Here is a 16954-nt window from a genome sequence, read left to right on the forward strand (position 1 = left end):
CTAAAAATATTCTAAAAGAGCCAGTACCCCGTTGTAAGAGATGATACAGGCAAATAAAAGTGATGCTATTAAACCTATGTTTACTAACAAATTGGTTTTATATTCTTTCATTACTTTTTTACTGTTTATCATTATTAGAATACCAAAAATTACAATTGGTAGTACAAAAACATTAAATACTTGCGATAGTATTTGAATTTCTATCGGATTTGCGCCAAAAGCAGGGCCAATAAGCGCAACTAAACAAGCTATGGCTGTAATAATTCTAAATTGTTTAGAGTTGGTGTCTAAAGTGCCAGATTGATAATCTGCAATTAATAAAGGAGCAATTAATAAACAAGGAAAAATTGAAGATAAGCCGGCGCTTAATGCTCCAAAAAAGAAGATTGATACTGCCCATTTACCAGCTACAGGCTCTAATGTATTTGCCATATCTAAAACTTGGGTTACTTCTTTGCCCTCATAATACAGAGCGCCCGCGGCTACTGCCATTATAACGCCACTAATAATAAATATTAAAATAGCTGCTGTAATAGCGTCTTTTTTCTGCTGTCCTAAATTTTTAATTCCCCAACCTTTTCCCTTTACAAATAATGGTCTTGATAGAAAAGTTGCAGAAGCCATGGTAGTACCTACAAAAGCAGCAACCAACATTTTGCCGCCGGTTACATTTGGTATTGTTGGTAAAAGTCCTTTGATAACATCTGTTGTTAATGGTTGTACAAAACATAAAGATAAAATGAATGATAAGCCCATTAAGGATACAAATATGACTAGTATTTTTTCGAAAAAACTATATTTTCCGACTAACATTAATAGATAAAAAACTACAATAATCAAGATAGCTATTGTTAAGACAGTTTCATATTTAAAGTTTGTTAGGTTGTCAAAGTTTAGTGCTAGAATTTCATAAATAATATTTGCCGAAATGCCTAAAATTCCCATTAAAGAATTCCATTGGCCAAAGGTAACTCCAACAATAATTAATAAGGCTAATGCCTTGCCAAACTTTATGTGTTTTTTAAATCCGTAGAGTGCCGTTTCTCCGGTAATTAAACCGTAATTACCATATGCGAACATTAAAATTCCTGAAAAAAAACAACTTAAAAACAATACCCATAAAAGTTGCATGTTAAACTTACTACCCGCGACAATCATAGAGGTTACACTGCCTGTGCCAATCGTATAGCCAATTGCAAAAATACCGGGACCGAAACCTAATATTATTGCGATTATTTTTGCTATGATAGACTTTTTTTCTTTCGTTATTTTCATAATCGTTGTTTTAGGTTTGTTTTATTTGATGTTCATTCTAATTTTAATTCCAGTTTGTATGATGATTTTTTTTCGACTCATCGTCTAATCTTTGATAGGTGTGTGCGCCAAAAAAATCTCTTTGTGCTTGAATAATATTTGCAGAGCTATATGCAGTAGTTATCCCATTAAAAAACTGAACAGCTTCTGATAAAGCAGGTGTATTTACATCGTTTAAGACACTTTGAGACACCACTTTTTTAGCTCCGTATCTATATGAATTTAATGAATTTAGTAATGTCGTATCTGTTAAGATATTATTAGTTTCTTTAAGGGTTTCAACTAAGTTTTCCATTAGTGTAGATCTTATAATACAACCATTCGTCCATATTCTTGCAATTTCACTTAACTGAATGTTCCAAGAGTGTTTTTTTGCTGCTTCATTAATCAACTTAAAACCTTGATAATGGTTTATAATTCTTGCAAATTGATACGCTTCATAAACATCATTTATGCTTAGTTGTAATTTTGGTATTTCAGTTTTAGTAATTTTTTCACTCAATTGCAAACGTTCCTCTTTATAAAAAGACGTATATCTAGAGAATAGAGCAGAGGTTATTAATGTATTTGGTGTACCTAATTCTGCTGCAGCTATTGTAGCCCAATTACCTGTACCTTTATTTCCTGCTTTATCTAATATTTTTGTTACAAGCCAATCTTTACCTTCTTTCTTTTTTAAAATAATATTAGTTATTTCTAACAGATAACTTCCAGCAGTTTCTTTCCAGCTTTCTAAAATACTTGCAATTTCGTCTAGGTTTTTACCCATGGCTTCAAAAATGGTAACAACTTCTGCAAGTAACTGCATCTCTACATATTCAATGCCATTATGAACCATTTTAACAAATTGCCCGCTGCCTTCGGGGCCAACATAGGTGCAACAAGGCAATCCGTTTTTGTCTTTTGCTGCAATTTTTTCTAAATATAACTGTATGCTTTTATAGGCTTTTATATTACCACTTGGCATAATAGAAGGTCCTTTTAGGGCACCTTCTTCACCACCAGAAACTCCCGTACCAATAAAATGTATGCCTTTAGAAAGTAGATAATCTAGCCGCTCTTTTGTTTTTTTATAATTAGAGTTGCCGCCGTCTATTAGAACGTCTCCTTTAGATAAATACGGTAGTAAATCTTCTATTACTAAATCGATTGTTTTACCGGCATTAACCATTAACATTATTCGTCTTGGTTGTTCTAATGAGTATACAAAACTTGCAATATCATCAAAAGCTTTTGCGTTTGATAATTCAGCATGAGCTGCTTTAAAATTTTTGGCAACGTTTTCTTCGGTATCGTTTACATGTCTGTTAAACATAGAAATTTTAACACCATTATTGGCTAAATTTCTACACAAACTTTTTCCCATAACTCCTAAACCAAAGAGTCCGAATTCTGATGTATTCATTAAGTTACTTTTTATGATTGCAATAATTTTTTTTGGTGATAAATTGATGTCTATTTGTAAAGCATCTTCAGGGTTTTCTAAGATTTCAAATTGAGATTTAAGTAATTTTGATGGCATAAAATGATTCGATCTATTATTTAATCTCTCATTAATTTTATCAAAAGACCCTGCCAAATGTACCCATACAGTTTGTTGCTTAATATCTTTATTTAATAGGTTTCTATAAGATGCTTTTAAAGCAGAACATACAATTACACAACTATTTTTTGCTAGTTGTTTTTTGGCTAATAGATTTAGTGTTTTTAGCCACCCGTTTCTATCATTGTCATTTAAAGGAATTCCATTAGCCATTTTTTCTATATTTTCTTTTGGATGATAATCATCTCCATCAAAAAAAGGAATGTTAAATTCTTTGGCAAGAAGTTTTCCGATAGTGCTTTTACCACAACCAGAAACTCCCATAATAAATATAATTTTAGCTTCGATATCCGTTTGATTTTTTTGGGTGCCCAAATTGGTTAACCAAATATAGTGTTATTTATTTAATAATTTATAAAACCTATTCGAAATTTATGTGTGAAGCTTTATTAAGCATTTTATGTCTTAAAAAAGAATAGTGATTTTAGTGATTAAAAAACAGTTTCTGTAAGTTGTAATAATCAGTTCATTATACATCGGAGTGTAGTTTACGACGTATCTTGTTATTATTTTTGGGTAAAAAAATAGTATGATTTAATTAACGGATAGTTCAATTAGAATTTTTTTAATTCAAACTGAAATAACCAACCGAAACCTTGTATGTAGTAATTTGGTTTTTTTTAGTTGTATAAAAGTAAATAACCACTCATTTATAAAGAGGGCAAAACTAAGCTTATAACAAGGTTTTTATACTTTTTAATATTGTAAACCAATCTGAACACCAGTATCGTTATTTTCTTTTAACAATACCGATTTTTTACTTGGAATAAACAAAAGATTATCTTCCCATTTTGGATTTTTATACAAAAGAGCTGTTTCTTTTGCATTCTTACTTATTTTAGGAAAACCAGCATCATGAAACAAGGAGTTTTTAATAAAATGATTGCTTCCTTTTAAAGAAACTGGAGTTTCTACTCTATAGCTGTCTACAAAAACAGTGTTAGAAATTTCTACAATATGAATTCCGTTTGCTCTAATTGTATAACCTTTTTCTTGATTGTAAACATTGCTAAAAACACAGTTTTCAATCACTAATTTTCCTCCAGGGAGTTCTACCGTTGGAGTGTTTCTAATATAGTTTATAGCAGCTTCTTCAATATCTTTAAAAACACTATTTTTTAGAATGATTGTGTTTGCATTGTAAAAACCAACTTCATCTTTGTCATATGACAAGTTTAAGCCTCTATAACTGTTTTCAAACCTAGTATTTACAAAGCTTAATGTATCTGCTTTTGTACCGTTATATGCTTTAAAGATGCTTCCTCCGTCTGTATTTGTGAAGTTTTTAAAAATTACATTATCAACAAAAACACTATACAAGCCATTTTCTTTTTTATCAGGAGAAACAATGGCATATTTTGGACTAGACGCTTCGCCGTCTAAAATTAAATTATGTAGATTTAGTTTAAAACCTTCATTTACCCTGAAAAAATAGGTCAACGGTTTGTCTAAATTTTCTTTTGATGTAAGTATAGAAGCACCACCTTTATCACCTTCTATAATTATGTTTTTAGATATTTTTATTGTTTTTTCTAAAACATACTCGCCTGTTTTTAAAATAATTTTAGAACCAGCACTAGCTTTGTCTATTGCCTTTCTTAATGTTTCAATACCGGGTTCTACTACAATATCTTTAGGTTTTACAATTGGTGCAACAATGTTTGGTTTCCAACCGGTACCTGCTCTTAAGCTTAACGCTTTTGGTAATTTTTTAGCATCTAAATTAAAGGCACCAACATTAAAAACAACTCTTTTTGTTTTAGTAATATCTTCAGAAAAACTAAGGTTATTTTTAGTGGCTTTTAACAAATCTGGATTTTCTTTTGTTGGTACAGGAACAGTACCTATCTCTTTCCAACTCACTTTGGTAGCCGAAAAACCATTTTCGGAAGTACCCAATGCATCTAGATAATTAGAATTAAAATTCACATCAGTATTCTCATCAAGAATAAGTACATTTTTTTGTGCTGTATTGTTAAAAACCAAGTTATTAGAAAAATTCACGTTTTTGGGTGCAAGAGATTTTTCTTCATCTTTACCCTCGCCAAAAGAAATTGGACCTGAATTTATAATGGTATTATTTTGGATATCTACATTTGTAACTTGTTCATATCTGTTTAAGGGCGAGTTTGGCACACCATTCATAAGAACAATAGGACCTCTATAACCATCACCTTGCAAACCAATCATTAAATTATTTCTAATAATGTGTCCAGAATTGATAACACGAATTCCGCCAGTCTTAGATAATCCATTCCCTAAAAACACATTTCTTTCTACCAAAGCATTATCGCCATGACGTAGCGTTAATGATCCTTTGCTGCCAATAAACAAGTTGTCTCTAAAAACATTATTACCAGACTTGTTTGAAATAATTTCAATTTCACCATCGCAACCCGCAAAAACATTTCTTTCTACCAAAGTATTTGAAGATTTTTTAGAATTGGCGCTTGTACCAATACGAATGGTTTCTCCTCCGTTTACTCCTAATTCTGGTCTTGCGCCAAATAAGTTGTTATCAATTCTATGATTATTCTCTGTGTGTTCTTCGCCTTTTAGCCAAACCACTAAAGTAGTTCCAGGACTTACTTTGCCTGTAAAATTATTATGATCTACTCGGTTATTTTTTCCCCAGATATCTACCCAATGGTCTTTAATACCTTCGGCAACTTTATAATATGAAATGGTAGAGTTTGTAAAACGACAATTATTTGCAAATTCTTTAGAGTTTTTTCTGAATTGTACTACAGATTTGTAAGTAGAAGTACCGTCTTTAAACCATAAACCACTTACAATTACATGTTCTCCGTAAATATTTAAAGTAGAATTACCAGAAATAATTACTTCGCCAGGGGTTTCTGCTTTTATAATAATTGGCGCATCTTCTGTGCCAAAACCACCAGCATTTAATTTAACATCTTTCCAAACACCATTTTTTAAGATAATAACTTCTCCTGGTTTTACAGATTTTACAGCTGCATTAAATGCTTCTATCGAAGCTACCTTAATTTCTTGGGCATTTAGTTGTACGTTAATTAAGACTGTAAAAAGGATAGCAGTAAGAGTTGTTTTTTTCATGGGAATTAAATTAACACTAGTTTATTGGTAAACCAATTTGGTAAACCAAAAATAAGATTATTTTTTTGTAAAAAAAAATACCTGTAAATCTTGTTTACAGGTATTTGTTGTATGTCAAAGAAGAGTTTATAAATTAAAAGCCTCTTTTATAGTAGCAACATAATCTAATTTTTCCCAAGTAAAAGTTTCTACTTCTTCAGAAACAGTTTCTCCCATTGGGTTTGTAAATGTTACTTTTTTTATTTCTGGAGTTCTACCCATGTGCCCGTAAGCAGCAGTTTCTGAGTATATAGGTGTTCTTAATTTTAGACGTTGTTCTATAAAAAACGGACGCATGTCAAAAATTTCTTCTACTTTTTTACTAATCTCTCCATCTGTTAGATTTACGTTGGCTGTGCCATACGTTTCTACATTAATACTAGTAGGTTTTGCCACACCAATAGCATAAGAAACTTGTACCAATACTTCTTTACAAAGCCCTGCTGCAACTAAGTTCTTAGCAATATGTCTGGTTGCATACGCACCAGATCTATCTACCTTACTTGGGTCTTTACCAGAAAAAGCACCACCACCGTGAGCGCCTTTACCACCATAGGTGTCTACAATAATTTTTCTTCCTGTTAATCCAGTATCTCCATGTGGTCCTCCAATAACAAAAACACCAGTTGGATTGATGTGATAGGTAATTGTATCTGTAAATAATTTTTGAATATGTACAGGTAATTTTGCAACTACTCTAGGAATTAAAATGCTAATAATATCTTTTTTAATTTTAGCAAGCATTACTTCATCAGAACTATCAAAATCATCGTGCTGTGTAGAAATTACAATGGCATCTATTCTTTGAGGTACATTGTCATCAGAATACTCAATCGTTACTTGAGATTTTGCATCAGGTCTTAAATACGTTATGTCTTTGTTTTCTCTTCGGATTGCAGCCAATTCTATTAAAAGTCTGTGCGATAACTCTAAAGCCAAAGGCATGTAGTTTTCTGTTTCATCGGTTGCATACCCAAACATCATTCCCTGGTCTCCGGCACCTTGTTCTTCAGGGCTTTTTCTATCTACACCTTGGTTTATATCTGGCGATTGCTCGTGAATAGCCGACAGCACACCACAAGAGTTTCCATCAAACATATACTCACTTTTTGTGTAGCCAATTTTATTAATAACATCTCTGGCTATTTTTTGAACATCTAAATAAGTTTCAGATTTTACTTCTCCGGCTAAAATAACTTGTCCGGTGGTTACTAGCGTTTCGCAAGCAACTTTACTGCTTTTATCAAAGGCTAAAAAATTATCAATTAAAGCATCAGAAATTTGATCTGCTACCTTATCTGGGTGTCCTTCAGAAACACTTTCTGACGTAAATAAATATGACATAACTATTGTTGTTTTGTATTAGGAACTCTAAAAAAGATTGCAAATAGCTAAAAGGAGTAGATTATTACTGCTTTAGCATTTTGTTCTACTAACATGATTTAGTTTTTTAAAACATGTAGAAAGAGGTTGCAATCAGTTCAAATTTTTCCTCTATAATTCTTTGCAAAGTTACGTTATAAATTGAATACCCAATATTTTTTTTAATAATTTTTTGTGATGACATCATCGATAAAATATTTTTAGTGCTAAATTTCACATCATTTTATAGAATAGTTAAAACGAACTTGATAAAAATGTGAAATCGATATAAATTTAAAATAATTTGCTTTTTATTAGGATATTAAAATTTTCTGAACATATATTTGCACTCACAAAGTTCAATAACTTATTGAAATGTTATCAAGAAAGGCAGAGGGATTAGACCCAATGAAGCCTTAGCAACCCTTTTCGTGAGGAAAAGAAGGTGCTAAATTCTACTTAATTTTAAATTCATTTATTTAAAATTGGATAGATAACTCAAAAACAAGTACACAGCCGTGTAGTTGTAAAAATTCTTAATAACATTTTTCTAGTAAGTACATCAGTAAAAAACGAAACTGATGCATTTTGACTTATTTATTAACTCAAAAAAAAACAGAAAAATGAGTACATTACAATTAGCAACAAACGCATTACATGCAGGGCATGATGTAAAAGCAAACGGAGGAACAAGAGCGGTACCTATTTATCAAACATCTTCGTATGTTTTTAACAACTCAGAACATGCAGCCAATCTTTTTTCATTAAAAGAATTAGGGTTTATTTACACCCGTTTAAACAATCCAACAAATCAAATTTTACAAGACCGTTTGGCAGCTGTAGAAGGCGGAATTGGTGCCGTAGTTTTCGCATCAGGTACCGCAGCAATCTCTACAGGATTATTAACTCTTTTAAAAGCAGGAGATCATATTGTAGCTTCTAGCAGCTTGTATGGCGGAACCTATAATTTGTTAAGCGTAACCTTACCAAGATTCGGAATTACAACTACGTTTGTAGATGCTTCTAATCCTGCTAATTTTGAAGCAGCTGTTAAAGATAATACCAGAGCGTTTTTTGTTGAATCTTTAGGGAACCCAAAGCTAGATGTGTTAGATTTAGAAGCAATTTCTGCACAAGCAAAAAAGGCAGAAGTTCCTTTTATTGTAGACAATACGGTAGCAACTCCGGTATTATTAAATCCAATTAAACACGGTGCAGATATTGTAATTCATTCGCTTACAAAGTATATTGGCGGACAAGGAACTTCTTTAGGAGGTGCCATTGTAGATGCGGGTACTTTTAATTGGGCAAATGGTAAGTTTCCAGAATTTACAGAACCATCTGCAGGGTATCATGGTTTAAAATATTACGAAACTTTAGGCGCAGCATCGTTTACGTTTAAATTAATTTTAGAAGGCTTACGAGATTTTGGTGGCGCGTTAAGTCCTACCAACGCTTTTAATATCATACAAGGATTAGAGACTTTACCAGTTCGTATCAAACAACATTCAGAAAATGCATTGGCATTGGCAAAATGGTTAGAGCAACAAGATGAAGTTGCATGGGTAAACTACCCAGGTTTAGAAAGTAATAAGTACAAAAAATTAGCAGATAAATACTTGCCAAAAGGACAAAGTGGTATTGTTACCTTCGGACCAAAAAAAGGATTTGAAGCTGCAAAAATAATTGCAGATAAAACAAAAGTTTTTTCTTTGTTAGCAAATATTGGCGATACCAAATCGTTAATAATTCACCCAGCAAGTACTACACATCAACAACTTAATGCAGAAGAGCAAGCAAGCGCTGGTGTTGGGCAAGATTTAATTAGATTGTCTGTTGGTATTGAAGATTTAGAAGATTTAAAAGCAGATTTAAAAGCAGCTTTTTCAGAAATTTAAAATAGTTTAAAAGTGTTTATTTGAGCGTAGTTTAGAGAGTTTAAGTTCTCGAAACTATGCTCAGACAGACAAATATCTATAAAACACAAAAGTATCTTGGAACATCCGTTGCAACATATCAACATAAAAAACTTTACCACAGAACTGGGGGTTTCTATTGCTGAAATTAATTTGAGTTATCAGGTTTTTGGGCAAAAGTTAGGCACTGCGCCCGTTGTTTTAATAAATCATGCATTAACTGGGAATAGTAATGTTGCAGGTTCTGATGGTTGGTGGCAAGATATTGTAGGAGCAGAAAAGACAATAGACACTAATAGTTATACGATACTTTCTTTTAATATACCTGGCAATGGTTTTGATGGTTTTTTGATTGAAAATTATAAAGATTTTATTGCAAGAGATGTAGCTCGTATTTTTTTAGAAGGTCTGCATCAGCTACAAGTAACCACTTTATTTGCATTGATTGGTGGATCTTTAGGTGGTGGTATTGCTTGGGAAATGTTAGTTTTAAATACAAAATTAACGCAACATTTTTTACCAATTGCAACCGATTGGAAATCGACAGATTGGTTAATTGCGAACTGTCAAATTCAAGAACAATTTTTGGTAAACTCTAGCAATCCTGTGCATGATGCGCGTATGCATGCCATGTTGTGTTACAGAACGCCAGCATCTTTTAAAGAGCGTTTTCACCGATCTAAAAAAGACAATTCTACCATTTTTAATGTAGAAAGTTGGTTGTTACATCATGGCGAAAAGCTACAAGAACGCTATCAGTTATCATCTTACAAGTTGATGAATCAACTATTAAAAACCATCGATGTTACTCAAAATGAGGAAAAAAGTATCGATGTTTTAGATGAAATAGAAGCTAGTATTCACATAATTGGTGTAGATTCTGATTTGTTTTTTACTGCGGAAGAAAACCGAGAAACGTTTAAAAAGTTAGCGTTAACAAAAGAAAATGTTACCTATCACGAAATTAAATCGGTACACGGGCATGATGCATTTTTAATAGAGTACGATCAATTGCATAAAATGATAGCACCTATTTTTAACAAAGAATACAGAGAACAGAAAATGAAAATACTAAAATTTGGAGGCAAATCTTTAGCAAACGGACTTGGGTTGCAAAATACCATAGCAATTCTTTTAGAGAAGCTTAAAAATAACCAAAAAATAACTGTTGTAGTTTCTGCAAGAGGAAATACTACTGATGATTTAGAGGAACTCTTAGAAAAAGCAAGGATTAAACAAGACTATAAATCCGCATTTCATTCGTTTAAAGAATACCAACAATTGCCCAATAATTCAGTAGATTTATCTACAGAGTTTAACACTTTACAAACTATTTTTGAAGGGGTGTCTTTGTTAGGTGATTACAGTTCTAAAATTAAAGATGAAGTTTTAGCACAAGGAGAATTACTCGCTGTAAAAGTGGTTGTTAGCTTACTTGAAAAAGAAGGAGTTTTAGCCAATGCAGTCGATGCTAGAAAGCTACTTATTACAGATGATAATTTTAGCAATGCATTGCCTATTAATGCAGTATCATCAGAAAATGTGATTTCTTATTTTTTAAAGAATACCAACAAAGTTAATGTTGTAACTGGTTTTATTGCGGCAAATAAAAAAGGAGAAACCACTACTTTAGGCAGAAATGGTAGCAATTATTCTGCTGCGCTTTTGGCCAATTATTTAGATGCAGAAGAGCTTCAAAATTACACGCACGTAAGTGGTATTTTTACGGCAAATCCTGATTTGGTTGCCGATGCCAAAAAAATAGAAAAATTATCTTTTTCAGAAGCCAATGAGTTGGCAAATTTTGGTACTACAATTTTACACGCAAAAACCATCATACCTTTATTAGAGAAAAACATCAATTTAAGAATTTTAAATACGTTTGATAAAGAAGATAAGGGCACTTTAATAACCGCTGAAACATCAGAAAAAGGGATTAAATCTATCTCTACAATAGAAAATGTTTCGTTGTTAAACCTTGAAGGTAGAGGTCTGTTAGGTAAAGTAGGGGTAGATGCCAGAATTTTTAAGGCGTTAAGTGACAAAAACATTAGTGTTAGTATTGTTTCGCAAGGTTCTTCTGAAAGAGGTATCGGTTTAATTATCAATTCAGACAAAGCAACAGAGGCTGTTTTGGCTTTAGAAGCTGCTTTTGAAAGTGATTTTTATTCGCAAGATGTAAATCACATTTCTATTGTAGATAATGTGGCCGTTATTTCTATAATTGGTCAAGATTTAAGTGCCTTTCATTTGCCATACAATGCGTTGATTAAAAATCAAATTGTACCGTTATTATTTAACAATACCGTAACCGGAAAAAACGTGAGTTTGGTGGTTAAAAAAGAAGATTTAAACAAGGCTGTAAATGTCATTCATGGTCAGGTTTTTGGTATTGCAAAGAAGATAAATATTGCCGTTTTTGGCAAAGGATTGGTTGGCGGAACGCTTATTCATCAAATTATAGAAAACGCAGCGTCTGTATTAGAAAGAAGAAATATACAGCTCACTATTTTTGCGGTTATCAGTTCAAAAAAAGTGTTGTTAGATAAACAAGGTATTTCAGATAATTGGGAGCAAGCGCTTCAAAATTCTGAATCAACAACACCTTCTATAGAAAGTGTTATTAGTTATGCCAAAACACATCATTTAGAAAATTTAATTGCCGTAGACAATACCGCAAGTGTTTCTTTTGTAGAAAATTACATTCCGTTAATTGCTGCTGGTTTCGACTTGGTTTCATGTAATAAAATAGCCAATACATTGTCTTTTGATTTTTACAAAGAAATACGTAATAAGTTACAACAATACAAGAAACAGTATTTATACGAAACCAATGTTGGTGCTGGTTTACCTTTAATCGATACCATTCGTTTGTTGCATGAATCCGGAGAAAATATCACTAAAATTAGAGGTGTTTTTTCAGGAAGTTTAAGCTATTTATTTAATACTTTTTCAGAAGAAAATAAACCTTTTTCTGAGGTATTAACGGCAGCAATAGAGTTAGGATATACAGAACCAGATGCTAGAGAAGATTTAGGTGGAAATGATGTGGCAAGAAAGTTATTAATTTTAGCCAGAGAGCTAGAGTTAGAAAATGAACTGTCTGATGTTCGCATTCAAAATTTAATTCCAGAATCTTTAAGAGCAGGAACTTCAGAGCGTTTTTTATCTAGTCTAGACTTGATGAATACTGAATATCAACAGGTAAAAGAAGCACAAAAAGAAGAGCATGTATTAAGATATATTGGCGAATTAAGTGGCGATTTATCTAAAGACACAGGAAATTTAGAAGTAAAACTAGTTTCTGTTCCTAAAAATTCGCCTTTGGGTTCTTTAAAAGGTTCAGATGCTATTTTCGAAATTTATACAGAGTCTTATGGCTCACAGCCATTGGTTATACAAGGCGCAGGAGCAGGAAGTAAGGTAACGGCAAGAGGGGTTTTTGGCGATATTTTACGATTGGCTAAAAACGGTTTATAGTTTTTGGTTGAACACAGACACTAAAAAATGAAAGCAAAATATAACAATCTTTATTTTCAAAAATGAGGATAATTAAAGAATTAAAAAAGTTTTAATTGATAGTTGTTGGTTGTAACTTTCAACCATTAGCCACCAACCAAAAACCACATACCAAAATGAACAAACATTTCGAAACACAAGCAATTAGAAATCAAACTGAAAGAAGTCAGTTTTTAGAACACTCTACACCTTTATATTTAACTTCTAGTTTTGTTTTTGAAGATGCTGAAGAAATGAGAGCTTCATTTGCCGAAGAAAAACAACGTAATTTATACAGTCGGTTTACAAATCCGAATACCACAGAATTTACAGAAAAAATAGTTCAGATGGAAGGTGCCGAGGCAGGATATGCTTTTGCAACCGGAATGTCTGCTATATTTTCAACATTTGCTGCATTATTAAATGCTGGCGATCATGTGGTTTCTTGTAGATCTGTATTTGGCTCTACACATAGTATGTTTACCAAGTTTCTGCCAAAATGGAACATAGAAACTTCTTATTTTAAAGTGAATGAAGTTGATTTGGTTGAAAGTTTGATCAAACCAAACACAAAAATTTTATACATAGAAACCCCTACAAATCCGGCAGTAGATATTTTAGATTTAGAATTGATTGGTAAAATTGCCAAAAAACACAATCTTATTTTTATTGTAGATAATTGCTTTGCAACACCTTACGTACAGCAGCCAATTAAGTTTGGTGCCGATTTAGTTATTCATTCTGCTACAAAACTAATAGACGGGCAAGGACGTGTTTTAGGTGGTGTAACTGTTGGGAAAGCAACTTTAATGCGAGAAATTTACTTATTTGCAAGAAATACAGGACCTGCCATGTCTCCTTTTAATGCGTGGGTGTTGTCTAAAAGTCTTGAAACATTGTCCGTTAGGGTAGAAAAACATGCAGAAAACGCTTTAAAAGTTGCAGAATTTTTAGAAACTCAAAAAAATGTTTCGCTGGTTAAATACCCTTTTTTACAATCCCATCCACAATACAATATTGCTAAAAAACAAATGAGTTTAGGTGGTAATATTGTTGCTTTTGAAATTAAAGGAGGTATTGAAGCTGGCAGAAAATTTTTAGACAACATAAAAATGTGTTCATTATCTGCAAATTTAGGAGATACAAGAACCATTGTTACACATCCTTCCTCTACAACTCATGGTAAATTGTCTGAAGAAGATAGGTTAGAGGTTGGCATAACAAAAGGATTGGTAAGGGTTTCTGTTGGTTTAGAAAATGTAGCAGATATTATTGCCGATTTAGAGCAAGCTTTAAATGGATACTAAATTTTAAGTATCACATTCTTTTATTTGCAAAATTAGTATCTCTTTTGCTATCTTTAGTATTTATTTTATTGTTCAGACATGGTTAAGCTATTAAAATTTACTTGTACAGTTATAGTTGGTGTTTTTTTATTTGGATGCAGTTCTAAAGACAGCAATGAAGAAGCTATAAACGAAATTTTAGAAGTCTCTTTATTGTCTGAGTTTTCTTCTAGGCAAAGTTCTCAATCTGTTACGGTAACTGCTAACATGTATTGGTATACGAACAATACGAATAATTGGATTTTTGTTAGTCCTACTTTTGGAACAAATAATGGTGAAATTGAGATTTCTGTAGCAGAAAATCTATCAGACCAAAATAGAACCGGAACTGTCACGGTTATAGGTGGTATTATTTCAAAAACAATTACAATTACACAATTGGCTAGAGATGAAAGTACTGATGTTTTAGATGCTACCAAAGCACCTTCTGAAAATTTCGATTTATCTACCTGGAACTTAAGCATACCTGTTGATAAAGGAAACGGAACAGCAACTACAATTACTGTTAGTCAGCTAAATGATGATTTTGAAAATGGCAATTATTTTTACACGGCAGCAGACGGTGGAATGGTTTTTAAATGTCCGGTTAATGGTTTTAAAACTTCTGCAAATACAAGTTATACTAGAGTAGAATTGCGAGAAATGCTTAGAGGTAACAATACCAATATTAATACCCAAGGCGTTAATAAAAATAACTGGGTTTTTGGTACAGCACCAGCAGCAGATATCAATGCGGCTGCAGGTTATGATGGCGAAATGAATGCAACACTTGCGGTAAATCATGTAACAACAACAGGGAGTAATAGCCATGTTGGTCGCGTAATTATAGGGCAAATTCATGCCAATGATGATGAGCCGATACGTATTTATTACAGAAAATTACCTAACAACCAACTTGGGTCTATTTATTTTGCACACGAACCTAGAGATGGTTTTGGTGCAGAGCAATGGCATGAAATGATTGGCTCTAGAAGTAATACAGCTTCTAACCCATCAGACGGAATTGCATTAAACGAAAAGTTTAGTTACACCATTAAAGTTGTTGGAGATACTTTGACAGTAACAATCAGAAGAGAGGATAAAAGTAATGTTGTAAAAACTGTAAATATGGCAACTAGTGGTTACAATGTTGGTGGGCAATATATGTATTTTAAAGCAGGTGTGTATCAGGGTAATAATTCTGGTGATGCAGATGATTATGTACAAGCAACTTTTTATGCCTTAGAAAAAAGTCATACAAATTAAGACAGTCTTTTTAAAACACTTATATTAGCGCTATGCTTTCTAAAAAGACGAAATACGGTATTAAAGCACTTACTTTTCTTGCAAAACAAGAAGATAAAACTCCTGTTGCTATTGCTACAATTTCTAAAAGTGAAAATATATCATTAAAATTTTTAGAGAGTATTCTTTTAACACTTCGTAAAAACGGAATTTTAGGATCTAAAAAAGGAAAAGGTGGCGGTTATTATTTGTTAAATAGCCCATCAAATATACCTATGACCTCTGTAATGAGAATTTTAGAAGGGCCAATATCTATGGTGCCTTGTGTAAGTTTAAATTTTTATGAAAAGTGTGATGATTGCCCTGATGAAAATGCGTGCTCTGTGCATAAATTAATGATTCAGGTAAGAGACAATACCCTTAAAATATTTAAAAACACTTCTTTAGCAGACCTTTGCAAAGACTAAAACTCTCCTTGTAATTCTTTCGTTTTTTTTGTAAAGTCATATTTTCAATAATCACCTTATTGTAGTTTCATATTCGCAAATAATTTATACTATTATTATTAATCTATTAAATCGATAGGGTAGTTAGATTTTTTAGCGCTCATTTGTTTTGTAGACTTAAAATTTAATGTAGGTTTGCATTATCCTACTAAATAAATAGGGTATTATTTTGAATTAATTTGCTATGATTTTAAATCAAGTCATTTTTAGTAGGAAAACACGACGTAAAGGTTTTGAAGAAGATATTGCTTCAGAAAAACCTTTGCGAAGTGTTATAAAAGCATTGAGTTGGAGAGTTATTGGAACGCTAGATACGCTGGTGGTGTCTTATATACTTACAGGTAAAATTGGTTTAGCAACCTCAATTGCATCCATAGATTTTATAACAAAATTAGTATTGTATTTTTTTCATGAAAGAATATGGAACAAAATAAAATGGGGAAAATAAGAAGATGAATTTAGAGCAGATAAATAAAGAATTAAAAGATAAGAGTCCGAAAGAAATAATTAATTGGGCCATTTCTATATCAGAAAAGCCAATAGTTACTACCAATTTTAGACCCTATGAAGTTGCAATTTTACAGGCAGTTTCAGAAGTGCAAAAAAACATAAAAGTTATTTGGTGCGATACTGGTTACAACACACCGCAAACCTATAAACATGCCGAAGAAATTATTAAAAAACTACAGTTAAACGTTCAATTGTATGTTCCAAAACAAACAGTTGCACATAGAAATATTGTGTTAGGTGTACCTTCTATAGAAGACCCAAAGCATGCTGTTTTTACCCAACAAGTAAAATTAGAACCTTTTACAAGAGCCATGCAAGAACACAAACCAGATGTTTGGTTTACTAATTTGAGAAAAGGACAAACTGCTTTTAGAGATGGTATTGATATTGTTTCTAAAAGTAAAGACGGAATTGTAAAAGTGAGTCCGTTTTATAACTGGATAGATACTGATTTAGATGCGTATTTAGCCAAATTGAATTTGCCGAATGAATTTACGTATTTCGATCCTACAAAAGTAGAAAACAACAGAGAATGTGGTTTGCATATCTAAAAGACAT

The 16954-nt window shown here is 32.3% G+C and carries 11 protein-coding genes and 1 riboswitch; of the genes, 7 read left to right on the plus strand and 4 right to left on the minus strand.

The features are described from left to right. From Q0678_RS05505 to metK, 4 genes are all read right to left on the minus strand, one after another. Entirely contained in the window at nucleotides 1-1275 is a 1275-nt protein-coding gene (locus tag Q0678_RS05505) for an Nramp family divalent metal transporter (RefSeq protein ID WP_299055068.1), read from the minus strand. Between the two features lie 43 nt (nucleotides 1276-1318). After that, on the minus strand, nucleotides 1319-3232 hold the full coding sequence (gene gndA / locus Q0678_RS05510) for an NADP-dependent phosphogluconate dehydrogenase (protein ID WP_299055070.1): 1914 nt from the start codon (nucleotides 3230-3232) through the stop codon (nucleotides 1319-1321). A 381-nt stretch (nucleotides 3233-3613) separates the two neighbouring features. Beyond that, the gene (locus tag Q0678_RS05515; protein WP_299055072.1) at nucleotides 3614-5995 is read right to left on the minus strand and encodes a chondroitinase-B domain-containing protein; all 2382 of its coding nucleotides are present in this window, start codon (nucleotides 5993-5995) and stop codon (nucleotides 3614-3616) included. Between the two features lie 126 nt (nucleotides 5996-6121). Continuing rightward, on the minus strand, nucleotides 6122-7378 hold the full coding sequence (gene metK / locus Q0678_RS05520; protein ID WP_299055074.1) for a methionine adenosyltransferase: 1257 nt from the start codon (nucleotides 7376-7378) through the stop codon (nucleotides 6122-6124). A gap of 393 nt (nucleotides 7379-7771) precedes the next feature. After that, nucleotides 7772-7896, plus strand: a riboswitch (SAM riboswitch). 123 nt (nucleotides 7897-8019) lie between these two features. Here metK and Q0678_RS05525 point away from each other — a divergent pair. The 7 genes from Q0678_RS05525 (at nucleotide 8020) to Q0678_RS05555 (ending at nucleotide 16947) form a co-directional block, all read left to right on the plus strand. Further along, nucleotides 8020-9294 (plus strand): O-acetylhomoserine aminocarboxypropyltransferase/cysteine synthase family protein, encoded by a 1275-nt coding sequence (locus Q0678_RS05525; RefSeq protein ID WP_299055076.1) that lies wholly within the window; start codon nucleotides 8020-8022, stop codon nucleotides 9292-9294. 96 nt (nucleotides 9295-9390) lie between these two features. After that, the gene (gene thrA, locus Q0678_RS05530) at nucleotides 9391-12792 is read left to right on the plus strand and encodes a bifunctional aspartate kinase/homoserine dehydrogenase I (RefSeq protein WP_299055079.1); all 3402 of its coding nucleotides are present in this window, start codon (nucleotides 9391-9393) and stop codon (nucleotides 12790-12792) included. A 155-nt stretch (nucleotides 12793-12947) separates the two neighbouring features. Next, nucleotides 12948-14117 (plus strand): O-succinylhomoserine sulfhydrylase, encoded by a 1170-nt coding sequence (locus Q0678_RS05535; protein ID WP_299055081.1) that lies wholly within the window; start codon nucleotides 12948-12950, stop codon nucleotides 14115-14117. Nucleotides 14118-14195: 78 nt separating this feature from the next. Continuing rightward, entirely contained in the window at nucleotides 14196-15401 is a 1206-nt protein-coding gene (locus tag Q0678_RS05540; protein ID WP_299055084.1) for a polysaccharide lyase family 7 protein, read from the plus strand. A 32-nt stretch (nucleotides 15402-15433) separates the two neighbouring features. After that, nucleotides 15434-15847, plus strand: coding sequence for an Rrf2 family transcriptional regulator (locus Q0678_RS05545; RefSeq protein ID WP_299055086.1), 414 nt, complete (start codon nucleotides 15434-15436; stop codon nucleotides 15845-15847). 223 nt (nucleotides 15848-16070) lie between these two features. Beyond that, nucleotides 16071-16334 carry a DUF2061 domain-containing protein gene (locus tag Q0678_RS05550; protein WP_299055089.1) on the plus strand — a complete coding sequence of 88 codons (264 nt, stop codon included), beginning with the start codon at nucleotides 16071-16073 and terminating at the stop codon, nucleotides 16332-16334. 4 nt (nucleotides 16335-16338) lie between these two features. Continuing rightward, nucleotides 16339-16947 carry a phosphoadenosine phosphosulfate reductase family protein gene (locus Q0678_RS05555; protein ID WP_299055091.1) on the plus strand — a complete coding sequence of 203 codons (609 nt, stop codon included), beginning with the start codon at nucleotides 16339-16341 and terminating at the stop codon, nucleotides 16945-16947. Nucleotides 16948-16954 lie beyond the last annotated feature (7 nt).

Origin of the sequence: uncultured Polaribacter sp., from assembly GCF_947497125.1 — a bacterium.
Taxonomy (GTDB): Bacteria; Bacteroidota; Bacteroidia; order Flavobacteriales; family Flavobacteriaceae; genus Polaribacter.